The organism is Streptomyces pratensis, from assembly GCF_016804005.1.
In the GTDB taxonomy this organism is placed as follows: domain Bacteria; phylum Actinomycetota; class Actinomycetes; order Streptomycetales; family Streptomycetaceae; genus Streptomyces; species Streptomyces pratensis_A.
In genome coordinates, this window is the sequence record NZ_CP051486.1 from 6,807,499 (window position 1) to 6,821,659 (window position 14,161).

Annotated in this window: 9 protein-coding genes; all 9 read right to left on the reverse strand. The window is 71.7% G+C overall.

The genetic code is table 11. From position 1 onward, the window contains the following. Positions 1-15: 15 nt before the first annotated feature. Entirely contained in the window at positions 16-909 is an 894-nt protein-coding gene (galU, locus tag HED23_RS28470) for a UTP--glucose-1-phosphate uridylyltransferase GalU (RefSeq protein WP_203186222.1), read from the reverse strand. Between the two features lie 80 nt (positions 910-989). Further along, positions 990-2,273, reverse strand: coding sequence for a nucleotide sugar dehydrogenase (locus HED23_RS28475; RefSeq protein ID WP_203186223.1), 1,284 nt, complete (start codon positions 2,271-2,273; stop codon positions 990-992). Next, a complete protein-coding gene (locus HED23_RS28480; RefSeq protein WP_203186224.1) occupies positions 2,270-3,898 on the reverse strand; it encodes a glycosyltransferase family 2 protein in 1,629 nt (542 codons plus the stop codon). The genes HED23_RS28475 and HED23_RS28480 overlap by 4 nt, the downstream gene beginning before the upstream one ends. Then, a complete protein-coding gene (locus tag HED23_RS28485; RefSeq protein ID WP_203186225.1) occupies positions 3,895-4,923 on the reverse strand; it encodes a Gfo/Idh/MocA family protein in 1,029 nt (342 codons plus the stop codon). Before HED23_RS28485 ends, HED23_RS28480 begins: the two co-directional genes overlap by 4 nt. Then, the gene (locus tag HED23_RS28490; RefSeq protein ID WP_203186226.1) at positions 4,920-6,038 is read right to left on the reverse strand and encodes a DegT/DnrJ/EryC1/StrS family aminotransferase; all 1,119 of its coding nucleotides are present in this window, start codon (positions 6,036-6,038) and stop codon (positions 4,920-4,922) included. The genes HED23_RS28485 and HED23_RS28490 overlap by 4 nt, the downstream gene beginning before the upstream one ends. A 329-nt stretch (positions 6,039-6,367) precedes the next feature. Then, positions 6,368-10,633, reverse strand: coding sequence for an Rne/Rng family ribonuclease (locus tag HED23_RS28495; protein WP_203186227.1), 4,266 nt, complete (start codon positions 10,631-10,633; stop codon positions 6,368-6,370). Between the two features lie 229 nt (positions 10,634-10,862). After that, a complete protein-coding gene (locus HED23_RS28500; RefSeq protein WP_203186228.1) occupies positions 10,863-11,642 on the reverse strand; it encodes a TIGR03936 family radical SAM-associated protein in 780 nt (259 codons plus the stop codon). A gap of 122 nt (positions 11,643-11,764) precedes the next feature. Next, positions 11,765-12,901, reverse strand: a complete 1,137-nt coding sequence (locus HED23_RS28505; protein ID WP_203187671.1) for a hypothetical protein — start codon at positions 12,899-12,901, stop codon at positions 11,765-11,767. 50 nt (positions 12,902-12,951) lie between these two features. Further along, the gene (locus HED23_RS28510) at positions 12,952-13,851 is read right to left on the reverse strand and encodes a hypothetical protein (protein WP_238442148.1); all 900 of its coding nucleotides are present in this window, start codon (positions 13,849-13,851) and stop codon (positions 12,952-12,954) included. Positions 13,852-14,161: the final 310 nt, after the last annotated feature.

Consider the following 14,161-nt stretch of genomic DNA (forward strand, 5'->3'; position numbering starts at 1 on the left):
CCGGGCGGACGCCGGTCAGTCCCCGGCCATCTCATCCGTGACGAAGTGACGGAGCCACGCTCGGAAACCGGGGCCAAGGTCCTCCCGTTCGCAGGCCAGTCCCACGATGGCCCGCAGATAGTCGCCGCGGTCCCCTGTGTCGTAGCGCCGCCCGTCGAAGACGACCCCGTGGACCGGCCCGCCGATCTTCTCGTCACCTGCAAGCTCCTGCAGGGCGTCGGTCAACTGGATCTCGCCCCCTCTGCCGGGTTCCGTCCGTTTCAGGACGCCGAACACGGACGGGTCCAGCACATACCGGCCGATCACCGCGAGATTACTCGGGGCGTCCGCAGGGTCGGGCTTCTCGACGAGCCCGGTGATCCGGACGACGTCCGGATCACCGGTCGCCTCGGCGGCAGCGCAGCCGTACAGGTGCACCTGCTCAGGATCGACTTCCATCAGAGCGACGACGCTGCCGCCTTCCCGCCCCTGGACCTCGATCATCCGGGCCAGCAGCGGGTCCCGGGGATCGATGAGGTCGTCTCCGAGAAGCACCGCGAACGGCTCGTCCCCGACATGCGGCTCCGCGCAGAGCACCGCGTGTCCGAGGCCCCTCGGGTCCCCCTGGCGCACGTAGTGCATGGTGGCGAGTTCGCTGGACTCCTGGACCTTCAGCAGCCGCTCTGCGTCGCCCTTGCGCGTGAGGGCCGACTCCAGTTCGTAGTTGCGGTCGAAATGGTCCTCCAGCGGACGCTTGTTACGGCCGGTGATCATCAGGACGTCGGACAGACCGGCTGCGGCGGCCTCCTCCACGACGTACTGGATCGCCGGCTTGTCCACGACCGGGAGCATTTCCTTCGGCGTGGCCTTGGTGGCCGGCAGGAAACGTGTCCCGAGACCTGCGGCGGGGATGACGGCTTTCTTGATCATGTGTGCCCGATGCTCGCTTTCCTGGGCAACGAGAGGGCCCCGGCGCCGGGCGCCGGGGCCTCCTGTACGGAACGGACGGCTCAGCCGCCGATGACGACGCGGCGGACGCCGGCCCAGTTGGCCGGGTCGGTCGTCCGGCGCCCGTCGACCAGGACGCGGACGTCCGGCAGGTCGGCTGCGGCCAGCTCGCGGTACTCGGCGTGGTCGGCCTGGAGGACGGCGGCGGTGACGGTCTGGCCCTCGTGGGGCACGAGGCCGTGCGCGGTCAGCTCCTCGGCCGTGTACATCGGGTCCGAGACGAACGGCACCGCGCCGCGTGCCTTCAGTGCCTCGACGACACCGAAGACGCCGGAGAAGGCGGTCTCCTTGACTCCGCCGCGGTAGGCGGCACCCAGCACCAGGACCCCGACGCCGTCCAGGTCGCCGTAGGCGGCGGCCAGCAGGTCGACGGAGTACTCGGGCATCGCGGCGTTGGCCTCACGGGCCGAGCGCACGACGGTGGCCTCCGGGTCGTTCCACAGGTACATCCGGGGGTAGATCGGGATGCAGTGGCCGCCGACGGCGATGCCCGGCTGGTGGATGTGGCTGTAGGGCTGGCTGTTGCAGGCCTCGATGACCTTCTTGACGTCGATGTCGTTCTTGTCGGCGAACCGGGCGAACTGGTTGGCCAGACCGATGTTGACGTCGCGGTACGTGGTCTCGGCAAGCTTGGCGAGCTCGGAGGCCTCCGCCGTGCCGAGGTCCCAGACGCCGTTCGGGCGCGGCAGGTCCTCGCGGTCGTCGAAGTCGAGCACGGCCTCGTAGAACTCCACACCGCGCTGCGAGGACGCCTCGTCGATGCCGCCGACGAGCTTGGGATAGCGGCGCAGGTCCGCGAAGACGCGGCCGGTGAGCACGCGCTCCGGGGAGAAGACGAGGTGGAAGTCGCGGCCCGGGGTGAGGCCGGATCCCTCGGCGAGCATCGGCGCCCACCGGGTACGCGTGGTGCCCACCGGCAGGGTGGTCTCGTAGCTGACGAGGGTGCCCGGCTTCAGGCCCGCGGCGATCGCCTTCGTCGCCGAGTCCATCCAGCCGAAGTCCGGGGTTCCCTCGGCGTCCACGAAGAGCGGGACGACGACCACGACGGCGTCCGACGCGGCGACCGCGGCGGTGGTGTCCGAGGTCGCGGACAGCAGGCCCGCGCCCACGGTCTCCTTGAGCTTGGCATCCAGGTCGTGCTCGCCGGGGAACGGCTCGGTGGCCGCGTTGACCAGCTCGACGACCTTCTCGTTGACGTCCGCGCCGATGACCTTGTGGCCCTTGGCGGCGAACTGCACGGCGAGCGGGAGGCCGATCTTGCCGAGCGCGACTACACAGATGTTCATCGGGTCACTTTCCTCTTCAGCCTGGACAGCAGGTGGCGCAGCCGCTTGCCCGCACCGGTTCTGATCTCCCACAGGGGCGCCGTCGTGATCACGAGCCGCCCCTTGGGGTTCTGGTTCGCCGCCACCCGGTACGGGACGGCCTGCCGCCAGCGGCGGGCCAGGGGCAACGGCTTCCCGTGGGTCTTCACGGGGATCTCGTACGTCGAGCCTGCCACGTCCACGTATACACGGACGCCGAGCTTCGCCTTCACGGCACCGACGGGAATTCGGCCACGCAGCGTCGTGGCCCGGCCGTCGTCGGTCGCACTGCGCGTGAACTCGCCTTCCGGCCGGGGAAGTTCGTGTCCCGCGGGCAGGCGGCGCGCACCGGGCTTGTCGGCGCTCTTCGGCATGGCGCCCTTGGCCAGGCGCACGGTCAGGGTGTCGGTGTCCCCCAGTACGCCGACCCGGGCCGTGACGACCAGGTGCAGATCGTCACCGGCCTGGTCCCACTGGGCGTCGACGAGCTCGGTCCCTTGGGCCAGTCGCCCGGACACGGCCTCGCCGACCAACTCGTAGTGCCGGTCGGGAAGCCCTGGTCGGGCGTTCCGGAAACCGGGGTACAGGGCGAAGGCCCGCCCGGCCTCGATACGGAACGGCGGGGCACCGGACTCTGCCTCTTCGGTGATGGCCCGCACCAGGTCGTCGACTGCACCGGCCTGTGCGAGGCAGATCCGCACCCGCCGTTTGACGTCCAGGGAGTCCCTCAGCTCGTCGGTGAGGTAGTCGTCGGCGAGCGCCGCGATCCCGTCACAGACCTCGCGCCGGGTCTCGGCGTCCAGGGCCGGGAAGTCGTCCTGGACGAGCTTCGCGAGCTCCCAGGTGAAGTGACGCTTGAAGAGCGCGTCCCGCTGCGGGCCCGCGGGCACGAGGGAGGCCGCGTGCTTCATGATCGAAGTCGTGCAGCGCAACCGGGACAGGTGGTTCGCCCGATAGGTGATGTTGCTGGCGTCACCGCGCTTCACCGCGTAGTAGTACGTGTAGTCGGCGAGGACGGAGATCTTCCTCGCCCGGACGCATGCCTCGATGGTGAAGGGCTGGTCGCTCCCGACCGGGAGGTCCTCGGGAAAGCGCAGTCCGTGTTCCTCGACCAGCGCACGCCTGAAGAGCTTGGTGTTCGCCAGCGCGAAGGGGAGCGCCGAGTCGTACAGGCTTACGTCCGGGTCGCTCTTCTTGAAGAGCGCCTGGTGGACGTAACGGCCGTTGGTACCGACCATCTTCCCCACGACCACGTCGGAGCCGTGCTCGTCCGCACACGCCACCATGCGTTCCAGCGCCTCTGAGCCGAGGTAGTCGTCCGAGCCGATGAAGTACACGTAACGGCCGGTCGCCACTTCGAGCGCACGGTTGCTCGGCGCCGCCGGACCGCCCGAGTTCTCCTGGTGGATCACCCTGACGATGCCGGGGTACTTCGCGGCGAAGCGGTCGAGTTCCTCGCCGCTCTCATCGGTCGATCCGTCGTCCACCGCGATCACTTCGAGCCGGTCCGTACCGATGCTCTGTCCCACAAGTGAGTTCAGGCATTCGGTGAGGTACGGCATCGTGTTGTACACGGCGACGACGACAGTGACATCGGGGTCGGTCAATTGGCCACGCCCTCGGACGATGACTCTCTTGCGTCCAGGTGAACCGAGCGCCCGGTCGTGGCGGACTCGAGAACCGCCGCCGCCACCTCGACGGTACGCAACCCCTGACGCAGCGTGCAGATATCGGCCGACTCACCCCGCACCGCGTCCCTGAAGAGCTCGTGCTCGACCAGCAGCGGCTCGCGCTTCGGGATCGCGTAGCGGATCATGTCGCCCTCGGAGACACCGCGGAACGCGCGCAGCGCCTCCCATTCGGTGGTCACCGCCGCGTTCGAGTGGAACGTGAGGTCGGCGGTGAGCGTGTCGGCGATGTAGCAGCCGCGCTCTCCGGTGACCGAGGTGAAGCGCTCCTTGAGCGGACTCAGCCAGTTGACCAGGTGGTTGACCATGGTGCCGTCGGAGAGCTGACCCACCGCGGAGACCATGTCCTCGTGCGGGCGGCCGGACTTGGAGACGGTATGGGCCGCGATCGAGGTGTACGTCTGGCCGGTCACCCAGCCCGTCAGGTCGATGTCGTGCGTGGCGAGGTCCTTGACCACACCGACGTCCGCGATGCGGTGGGGGAAGGGACCCTGCCGACGGGTGACGACCTGGAAGACGTCGCCGAGCTCGCCGGCCTCAAGGCGGCTGCGCAGTGAGCGCAGGGCCGGGTTGCAGCGCTCGATGTGGCCGACGCCGGCCACCAGTCCGCGGGACTCGAAGGCCTCGACCAGGCGGCGGGCGCCTTCGACGGTGTCGGCCAGCGGCTTCTCGATCAGGGCGCAGACGCCCGCGTCGGCCAGCTGGAGGCCGACCTCTTCGTGCAGTGCGGTCGGGCAGGCCACGACCGCGTAGTCGATGCCGAGCGCGATGAGTTCCTCGACGGTCGAGAGGACCGGAGCGCCCTGCGCCCAGCCGTTCTTGTCGCCCATCGGGTCGACGACGCCGACGAGTTCCACGCCTTCGAGACCGGCGAGGACACGGGCGTGGTGGCGCCCCATGGAACCGAGGCCGACGAGTCCGGCCTTCAGTACGGCGGTGGTCACAGGCTCTCCCCCAGTGCGTTCACTGCGTTCGCGATGCGCTCGAGGTCACCCTCACCGAGCGACGGGTGGACGGGGAGCGAGACGACCTCTGCGGCGGCCCGCTCGGTCTCGGGCAGGTCCCAGTTGCGGCCGGCCTTCTGGTCCGGCTCCCAGTACGGCTTCAGCCGGTGGATCGGGGTCGGGTAGTAGACGGCGTTGCCGATGCCGGCCTCGGTGAGCTTGGCCATCACGGCCTCGCGGTCGCCCTGCACCCGGATCGTGTACTGGTGGTAGACGTGGCGGGCGCCCTCGGCGACAGGCGGCGTCGACACGTTCGGGGCGGTGATGTGCGCGTCGAGGTACGCGGCGTTGGCGCGGCGCTGCTCGGTCCAGCCACCGACCTTCGCGAGCTGTACGCGGCCGACGGCGGCGGCGACGTCCGTCATGCGCATGTTGGCGCCGACGATCTCGTTGGCGTAGCGCGCCTCCATGCCCTGGTTGCGCAGGAGGCGCAGCGTGCGGGCGAGTTCGGCGTCGGCCGTGGTGACCATGCCGCCCTCGAGAGCGTGCATGTTCTTCGTCGGGTAGAAGCTGAACGTTCCGCCTTCGCCGAAGGCGCCTACGGGAGTGCCGTTCAGAGCCGCGGCGTGCGCCTGGCACGCGTCCTCCACCACGGCGAGTTTGTGCTTCCGCGCGATGGGCATGAGCTTGTCCATGGCCGCCGGGTGGCCGTACAGGTGCACCGGCATGATGGCGGCCGTGCGCGGGGTAACGGCCGCCTCGACCGCAGCCGGGTCCAGGCCGTAGCTGCCGGGCTCGATGTCCGCGAACACGACGTCGGCGCCGACCAGTCGGACGGCGTTGGCGGAGGCCGCGAAGGAGAAGGAGGGGACGATCACCTCGTCACCCGGGCCGATACCGAGGCCGAGCAGGAGCATGTGCAGAGCGGAGGTACCGGAGTTGACGGCGACGCAGTGACGGCCGTCGACCAGTTCGGAGAAGCCTTCCTCGAAGGCCGCGACCTCAGGTCCCTGCACGACTCGACCGCTGCGCAGCACGCGTACCGCGGCCTCGATCTCCTCTTCACCGATGACCGGGCGGGCAGCAGGAATCGGCTGCTCGTTGATGCTCGTCATGGACGTCCTCCTTGAACACCGCAAGAGCTCTTCACAGGCAGAGGTCCGGGTGCGGGACGTCTCACGAGGCCGCGCATCACCCCACCGGCACAACTGCCGACGCCCTGCCGAGGAACAGGCCCCGGCCTCTCGTGAACCGGGTCGGTCACCGACCGTAATTCCCTTCCGGGAACTTCACAGGCAGCGACCGCCGTCACATTATCAGGGATTTCTCAGGTCATTTCAGACCCGTTAACCGGCCCATGCATCAGTTCTGAAACAAAGCACGTGTCCCGCCCCGAAGACTTCGGAGCGGGACACGGATCGATGAACAACCGGTCACGAAATGCTCAGTCGGCGGCCGGACCCGAGTCGCCGGAAGAAGCCGAAGCCGTCACGGAAGGCGACGACTGCTCGGCGGCGACGGTCTTCTTCGCAGCCGCCTTCTTCGTCGTCGTCTTCTTCGCGGCGGTCTTCTTCGCGACCGTCTTGGCTGCCGTCTTCTTCGTGGCCGCCTTCTTCGCCGTCGCCTTCTTCGCGGTCTTCCGCGCCGCGGTCTTCTTGACCGGCGCTTCCTGTTCCGCCGCCTCGGCGCCGGGGGCGCCGGGCGTGTCGGCGTCGGTACCGGTGACCACGACGACCGCTGCCTCTTCGGCTCCGGCGGGCGACCCCGCCGGAGCGGTGACCTTGCGGGTCACCCGGCGGCGGGCACGCGGCGGGGCCGCCGGAGCGGACTCCTCGTCAGCGGCCGGGGCCTCGGGCGCCGTCGCCGTCTCCGAGGGAGCCGGTGTCTGGGCCACGGGGGCCCCGACGACCGGGTCCTCGACCGCGACGGGCTCCGCCGCGGGCTCGGCCGGCTGGACCGGCGGCGTCACGTCCGCCGCCTTGGGCGATCCCGCCGGAGCGGTCGCCTTCCGGGTCGCCCTGCGGCGCGTACGGGCCGGGGGTGCGGCCTCGGGCTCAGGGACGGCCTCGGGCTCGGGGACGGCCTCGGGCTCGGGGGCGGCCGGAGCCTCCACCGGTGCCTCGGCGGCCGGCTCGGGCTGCGGCTTCTCCTCGGCGGCCGGGGCCGCCGGGGCGGTCTCGGCCACAGGGGCGGGCGCACCGGCCGGAGCCGTGACCTTGCGGGTCGCGCGCCGACGGCCACGGCCACGCGACGCTGCCGCCTCTGCCTCCGCCGGGCTGCTGTACAGCTCCTCGTCGGCGACGAACTCAGGCTCGGGCAGTGCCACCGGGGCGGCGACCTCGGCGGCCACCTCGGCCTCGGTCTCGGCCGGCTGCTCGGCGTGCTCGTGCTCCTGGCCGTGCTCGTGCTCGTGTCCGGCGCCGCCTCGGCCGCGCTTCTTGGACCGCTTGCCACCGCCGCCGCCGACGGCCGTCGGCTGCTCCATGTGGACGATCACGCCGCGCCCGTTGCAGTGGACACAGGTCTCGGAGAAGGACTCCAGCAGGCCCTGGCCCACCCGCTTGCGGGTCATCTGGACCAGGCCCAGCGAGGTGACCTCTGCGACCTGGTGCTTCGTGCGGTCACGGCCGAGGCACTCCAGCAGCCGCCGCAGCACCAGGTCCCGGTTGGACTCCAGCACCATGTCGATGAAGTCGACGACGACGATGCCGCCGAGGTCGCGCAGCCGCAGCTGGCGCACGATCTCCTCGGCCGCCTCCAGGTTGTTCTTGGTGACGGTCTCCTCGAGGTTTCCGCCCTGGCCGGTGAACTTGCCGGTGTTGACGTCGACGACGACCATCGCCTCGGTCTTGTCGATCACCAGCGAGCCGCCGCTCGGCAGGTAGACCTTGCGGTCCAGCGCCTTCATCAGCTGCTCGTCGATGCGGTACGTCGCGAAGACGTCGACCTCGGAGGTCCAGCGGGACAGCCGGTCCGTCAGGTCCGGCGCCACGTGCGAGACATAGCCGTGGATGGTCTCCCAGGCGTCGTCACCGCTGACGATCACCTTGGAGAAGTCCTCGTTGAAGATGTCCCGGACGACGCGGACGGTCATGTCCGGCTCGCCGTAGAGCAGCGTCGGCGCGTTGCTACTGGTGGTGCTCTTCGACTTCTTCTGGATCTCTTCCCACTGGCCCTTCAGCCGCTCGACGTCACGGCGCAGCTCGTCCTCGCTCGCACCCTCGGCGGCGGTGCGCACGATGACGCCCGCGTCCTCGGGAACGATCTTCTTGAGGATGGTCTTCAGCCGGGCGCGCTCGGTGTCGGGGAGCTTGCGGCTGATGCCGGTCATCGAACCCTCGGGCACGTAGACCAGGTAACGGCCGGGCAGCGAGACCTGGCTGGTCAGGCGGGCGCCCTTGTGGCCGATCGGGTCCTTCGTCACCTGGACGAGGACGGACTGGCCGGACTTGAGCGCGGTCTCGATGCGGCGCGGCCCATGGGCCATGCCGAGCGCCTCGAAGTTGACCTCACCCGCGTAGAGGACGGCGTTGCGGCCCTTGCCGATGTCGACGAAGGCGGCCTCCATGGACGGCAGTACGTTCTGCACCTTGCCCAGGTAGACGTTGCCGACGTAGCTGGTGGCCTGCTCCTTGTTGACGTAGTGCTCGACGAGCACGTTGTCCTCGAGGACGCCGATCTGCGTGCGCTCGCCGCTCTGGCGGACGACCATGACGCGCTCGACTGCCTCACGACGGGCCAGGAACTCGGCCTCGGTGATGATCGGGACGCGTCGGCGGCCCTGCTCGCGCCCCTCGCGGCGGCGCTGCTTCTTGGCCTCCATGCGGGTCGAGCCCTTGATGGACTGCACCTCGTCGAAGCCGGTGCCGGGCTCCCGCTCGGCCTCCTTCTTGCGCGGCTCGCGGACCTTGACGACCGTACGCTCCGGGTCGTCCGAGCCCGTGCCCGCGTCCTCGCCCGAGGCGTCCCCGCTGCGGCGGCGACGGCGACGGCGGCGACGGCTGCTGCTGGAGCCCGAGGCGGACTCGTGCTCGTCCTCGTCCTCGTCCTCGTGCGCCTGCTGCTCGTCCTCGGTACGGTCCGCGGCCTCGTCATGCTGTTCCGCGTCGTCCATGTCGCTGGCCTCGCCGCGACGGCGGCGTCGGCCACCACGACGGCGGCGCCGCGAAGGACGGTCGCCGTACTCGTCCGTCTCGTCGCCCTCGTGCTCGGCTTCCGTCTCGGCCTCGGCCTCGGCCTCGTGCTCGTGCTCGTCCTCGACGGAGGCAGCGGCGGGCGCGGCGGGCCGGTCCGCCGGAAGGGTGACGGGAGTCGCCGCCGGCTCGGTCTCGACGGCCTCGCCACGACGGCGGCGGCGACGGCGCGAACCACTCTGCGGTGCGGCCTCCGCCGTCTCGACGGCGGACTCGGCGGGGGCGGCGGCCTCGACGGCCTGCTTGCCCTCGGCCTTGCGCTGCGAACGGTCGGCGCGGTCCGAGGGCTTCTGCTCCTCGAAGTCGTCGCTCTCGTCGTACGCGGGGGCGGGACCTGCGGCAGCCGCGGCGGCGGCCGCGGTCTCCGGGGTCTGGAACATCGGCTCGGCGAAGACCGGGGCCTGGAACACGGCCACGGCGGGACGCGTGGCGCGGCGGCCCTTGCGGGCCGGCTCCTCGGTCTTCCCGGTGAACTCGGGACGGCCCGCGGCGGCGGTCGCACGGCGGCGCTGGCGGCCTCGCGGCGCGGCGTCCTCGACCTGCTCGGTCTCGGTGGCCAGCTCCTCGGCCACGGAGTCGGGGAGGCTCTCGCCCTTCTCGGCGGCCGCCTCCGCGACCTCCTCGACGGGCTGCGGGGTGCCTGCCGGGGAGGAGGCCTTTCGGGATGCGCGACGGCGAGGGCGCGACGGGGGCGCGGCCTCGGCGACGGGGGCCTCGGCGGCCTCTTCCGCGGGGGCGGGCTCGGCGGCGGCCTGCGCGACCGGCTCGGCCGGGGCCTCGGCGGCCTGCGCGCCCTGCGGCGCACCGGCAGGAGCCGACGCACGGCGGCGGGTACGGCCTCGCGGCGCGGCCGCGGGCTCGGCCGGCTCCACGGGAGCCTCTGCGGGCTCGGGTGCCTTCACCGGCTCGGTCACGGCGGTCTCCTGCGCGACGGCTTCGGCCGGCTGGGGAGCGCCCGCCGGAGCGGTCGCCTTACGGGTGGCGCGGCGGCGGCCACGGGGGGCCTCCGCGACGGGGGCCTCGACGGTCTCTTCGGCCTCTTCCTCGGCGGGGGCGGTCTCGGTGACCGGCTCCACGACCTCGGTGGTCTGCGGCGCACCCGCCGGAGCGGTCGCCTTGCGGACGGCACGGCGACGAGCACGCACCGGCGGCGCGGCTTCCGCCACCTCGGGCTCGGCGGCCTCGGGCTCTTCCTCGGCAGGGGCGGTCTCGGTGACCGGCTCCACGACCTCGGCGGTCTGCGGCGCACCCGCCGGAGCGGTCGCCTTGCGGACGGCACGGCGACGAGGGCGGGCCGGCGGCGCGGCCTCGACGGCGGGCTCGGTCGTTTCGGCAGCGGCCGGTATGGCCGGCGTGACGTCCTCGGCGGCGGACGCGCCCGGCGCGCCCGACGGCGGGCCGGCGGGGCGGGATGCCGCGCGGCGCCTGCGGCGCGGCGGCAGCTTGTCCCCGGGGGCGTTGTTGTCTTCCGCGTGTGCGGGGTTTCCGGTGTTACCGGGTTCGTTCGGCTCGTGCATGCGGGCGGTTCTCCCGTCGTGCTCCCGGGCGCCACGCCTGATTCCGGTCCGACGCGATTCGCGTGATGTGCGCGATACCGCCGTCCGGGGCGCGGGCGCCGCACGGGAGCTGATGTCTGGCTCGCCGGTTCCGTACGCGCTACGCACGGCCTGGCGAAAGTCTTATGGGGCGGTGCGCGGCCCGACCCAGGTGGCTCCCGAGTCCAAGGGCTGCGCTACAACGACCGCCTTACGCGGAACCTGCACCTTCCGGCGCCGTCGCGGCGGCGGCCGGATCGGCCGTGGGTACGGCCGGGGCTGCCTCGCGGTCGGGCGCGAGCGGGTCGGTCACCGTGCCGGACTCCTCGTCGAAGAGCCCCTGCGCCAGCCTGGTCACCGCAGCGGGGACCGGCGGCGTTAGGTCGGCCACAGCTCGGAGACCGGACAGGACGTCGTCGGGTCGCACGGCAGGTGTCACGTGCCGCACTACCAGCCGCAGTATCGCACAGGGCCTGTCCCCGGACCTATCAGGCTGTGGATCAAGGGCCTCCAGGCCGGCGACCGCCGCACGGGCGTCGAAGGTCCGCATGCCGTTCTTCGCACGGCGCTGGACCTCGACGGTCTCGGCGCCCAGGAAGGCGGTGACGGCCTTCTCCGCGTCCTGCACGGTGACCCCGTCCAGCCGCATCTCCCATACGGAGGCGGTGAGCCGGTCGGCGAGGCCGGAGGTGCGGGCCTCCACCGCGTCGATGACGTCGAGGCCGTCGGGCATCGACGCGTCGAGCAGCTTGCGCAGGGTCTCCGGGTCCCGCGCCTCGGTGAGGGCGATCTCCAGGAACTCGGCCTCGCTGCCCGTACCCGTGGGGGCGGCGTTGGCGTACGACACCTTCGGGTGCGGGGTGAAGCCCGCCGAGTAGGCCATGGGCACCTCGGAGCGGCGCAGCGCCCGCTCGAAGGCACGCTGGAAGTCTCTGTGACTGGTGAACCGGAGGCGGCCCCGCTTGGTGTAGCGCAGTCGGATGCGCTGCACCGCCGGTGCGGGCGGCGGGCCTTCGGGCTGTCGCTTGCCCAGTGGTTCTTCTCCTCGGTGCGGGGCGGCCGCGGTGGCGTGCCGCCCACGAAGTACGGGGTGCCCCGGGGTGCCGCTCCGGCTCACCCCCGCTCGACGGTTTTGTCGGCAAGCAGGGAGATCTCGGATGCGGGCGCCGCGCTGGGGACAGTCGTTGTCCTACCCAGGGTACGCGCAGCGGACCCTTCGAGTTCCCGCGCCTCCGTGACCTGCGGAGTTCCCAGCAGCGCCCGCCAGGCGTCCCTGCGCGCCGCGCGCAGCGTCCGTCCGGCCGATGCCAGGGCGCTGCGGGCCGCGCGCCCGGCCTCCAGCGCGGCCCGCTTGACGGGCGCCCACGCCGTGTCGCGCAGGAAGTGCCCCACCGGCGTGCACACCGTGCGGTGGACCCAGGTCACCGGAGCACCGACGAGGTGCCACGCCAGCCAGGCCAGCGCGCGGCCCACGGCACGCGAGACGAACCCGGCGATCCGCCAGGCGACCCCGACGGCCGCCGCGATCTCCCGGCCCACCGGGGCGAGGACATGGCGGTACACCCACACGAGCGGCAGTACGAGCAGTGTCATGACCAGCCACACGGCAGCGGTCCACAGGCCCCGCCCCGTGGCGGCGAGCACCCGCCCCGTCATGCCGAGCGTCCACGCGATGCCGTGTCCGACCGGGGTCAGCACGTACCAGTACGTCCATGCGAGGGGCAGCACCAGCAGGTGGGTGACCAGCCGGTCCGCCGCGATGCCGAGGGGCTTCACCCCGTACCGCCACACGCCGACCGCCGGCCGCACCAGGAGTACGGTGACCGACCAGGTCACCGCCGGGACGAGCAGGCTGTCGTACACCCACCGGAGCCCGCGTCCGGCCGGGGTGAGCAGGGCGGTCCAGAGCCACACCAGCGGGACGACGAGCCCGTACCGGACGGCCGGGACGACGACGTACCTCCACAGGCCCACCCAGGGCCGTACGAGAAGGGCCACCGCCAGCCAGGCGAGGGCCCTCCCCACCGGGGCGAGTACCTGGTCGTACAGCCACTCCAGCGCCCGCCCCAGGGGGCGCAGCAGCACCCGTCGCAGGACACGGCCGGCCACGACGAGAAGGTCCCAGGACATCCGGACCGGCAGGATCACGACCAGCACCACGATCCGAACCGGAATCCTGACGAGGACCGTGAGACAGCCTTCCCCGCCTTCGTACGGCGCGGGCCCGTGGTGCTGCTTCTCCAGATCCATGCCGGGAAGGACGCCCACGCCCCGCCCGAGGTTTCCCGGCGGTGCGGAGTTCAGCAGAGCGGCATGGCGCGCACGCGTCCGCCGAGGTTCTCGTCGTCGGTGCCGAGGAGGGCGTCGGCGGAAGCGGGCAGACACTCCACCGCCTCGATCTTGTACTGCGGGAAGGTGCCGAGCACCTTCGGAGCAGCCGCGAGGACGACCCTCACCCTGCCGCCCGCAGACACGCTCACGCTGCCCGCTTCGCTCACCGCGGAGGCGAAGGGACCGTCGTCACCGGCGTCCGTGGCCGAACTCACGACGATCCGGCCCGAGCCGGTCACCGTGATGTCGGAGATGTGACGGGTGCCGTCGCCCGCCGGGGACACCGCCCTGTAGTCCCTGCGCGTCACGGCACCGAACTGCGGCTGCCCCCACGAGGCGAACGTCAGAGGTGCCGCGTACAACGTGGCGGGACGGCCTTCGCCTGCTCCCCGGTCCGCCCACAGGGCGGCGAGCTTCCCGTTCCGCGTGACCACGGCGAAGCTCTCGAAGTCGTCGCCCTCGCCGATCGACGGCAGCGGCGAGTGGTCGACGACCTTCGCCGTCGCGCCGGTGACCGTCAGGCGGTAGACGATGCCTCGGCTCGTGAGCGCCAGGTACTCCCCCGGCAGCCCGGGAATGCCCTCGATCGCCTCCAGGTCGACCGGCTCCGGCCCGTCCCAGGTGATCGGGGACACGACGTCGGAGTCCGTCCGGTGGGTGATCCGGGACAGCCGCTGCTGCCCGGACCTCTTGTTGTCGTGCACGACAAGCGCGTTCACCCCGGTCCCGTCTTCGGTGGGGCCCTCGTACGCGAGACCGCTGACACCGCTGCGGGCATCGGCGCCGGCCTTCCGCCATGCGCCGTCGGCACCGGCCGGAGCCGTGCCGAGCACGGTCAGCAGCGCGGTGGCCGCGGTGATCAAGGCCATGGGCTGCAACATCGGGAGTTTCACTTGGGCCGCTCGCCTTCTCCGTCCGACCGGCGCGCGCTCACGCACCGGGCGTCAGGTTATTGATCATGGCGAGCAGTCCCGGTCACCTGTTACGCCGTTCGCCGGAGCACGAAGAGCGTCCGGGACGCGAGTGCGCGGCCGGCGACGTCACGGCAGCGGTCCGCCCCGCCGGACCGTGGTCCGACGGGGCGGGGCGTGGGCCTTCGGACGGCGGCCCGGCAAAGGGGACGCCAGGGCCGTTCTCCGGCCGTCGCGCTGTCACCCGGACGAGGGCGCGGTGTCACTT

Coding starts and splice junctions, on each gene's coding strand:
- galU (WP_203186222.1), bottom strand. CDS start 909: ATGATCAAGAAAGCCGTCATCCCCGCCGCAGGTCTCGGGACACGTTTC.
- HED23_RS28475 (WP_203186223.1), bottom strand. CDS start 2,273: ATGAACATCTGTGTAGTCGCGCTCGGCAAGATCGGCCTCCCGCTCGCC.
- HED23_RS28490 (WP_203186226.1), bottom strand. CDS start 6,038: ATGACGAGCATCAACGAGCAGCCGATTCCTGCTGCCCGCCCGGTCATC.
- HED23_RS28495 (WP_203186227.1), bottom strand. CDS start 10,633: ATGCACGAGCCGAACGAACCCGGTAACACCGGAAACCCCGCACACGCG.
- HED23_RS28505 (WP_203187671.1), bottom strand. CDS start 12,901: ATGGATCTGGAGAAGCAGCACCACGGGCCCGCGCCGTACGAAGGCGGG.
- HED23_RS28510 (WP_238442148.1), bottom strand. CDS start 13,851: ATGGCCTTGATCACCGCGGCCACCGCGCTGCTGACCGTGCTCGGCACG.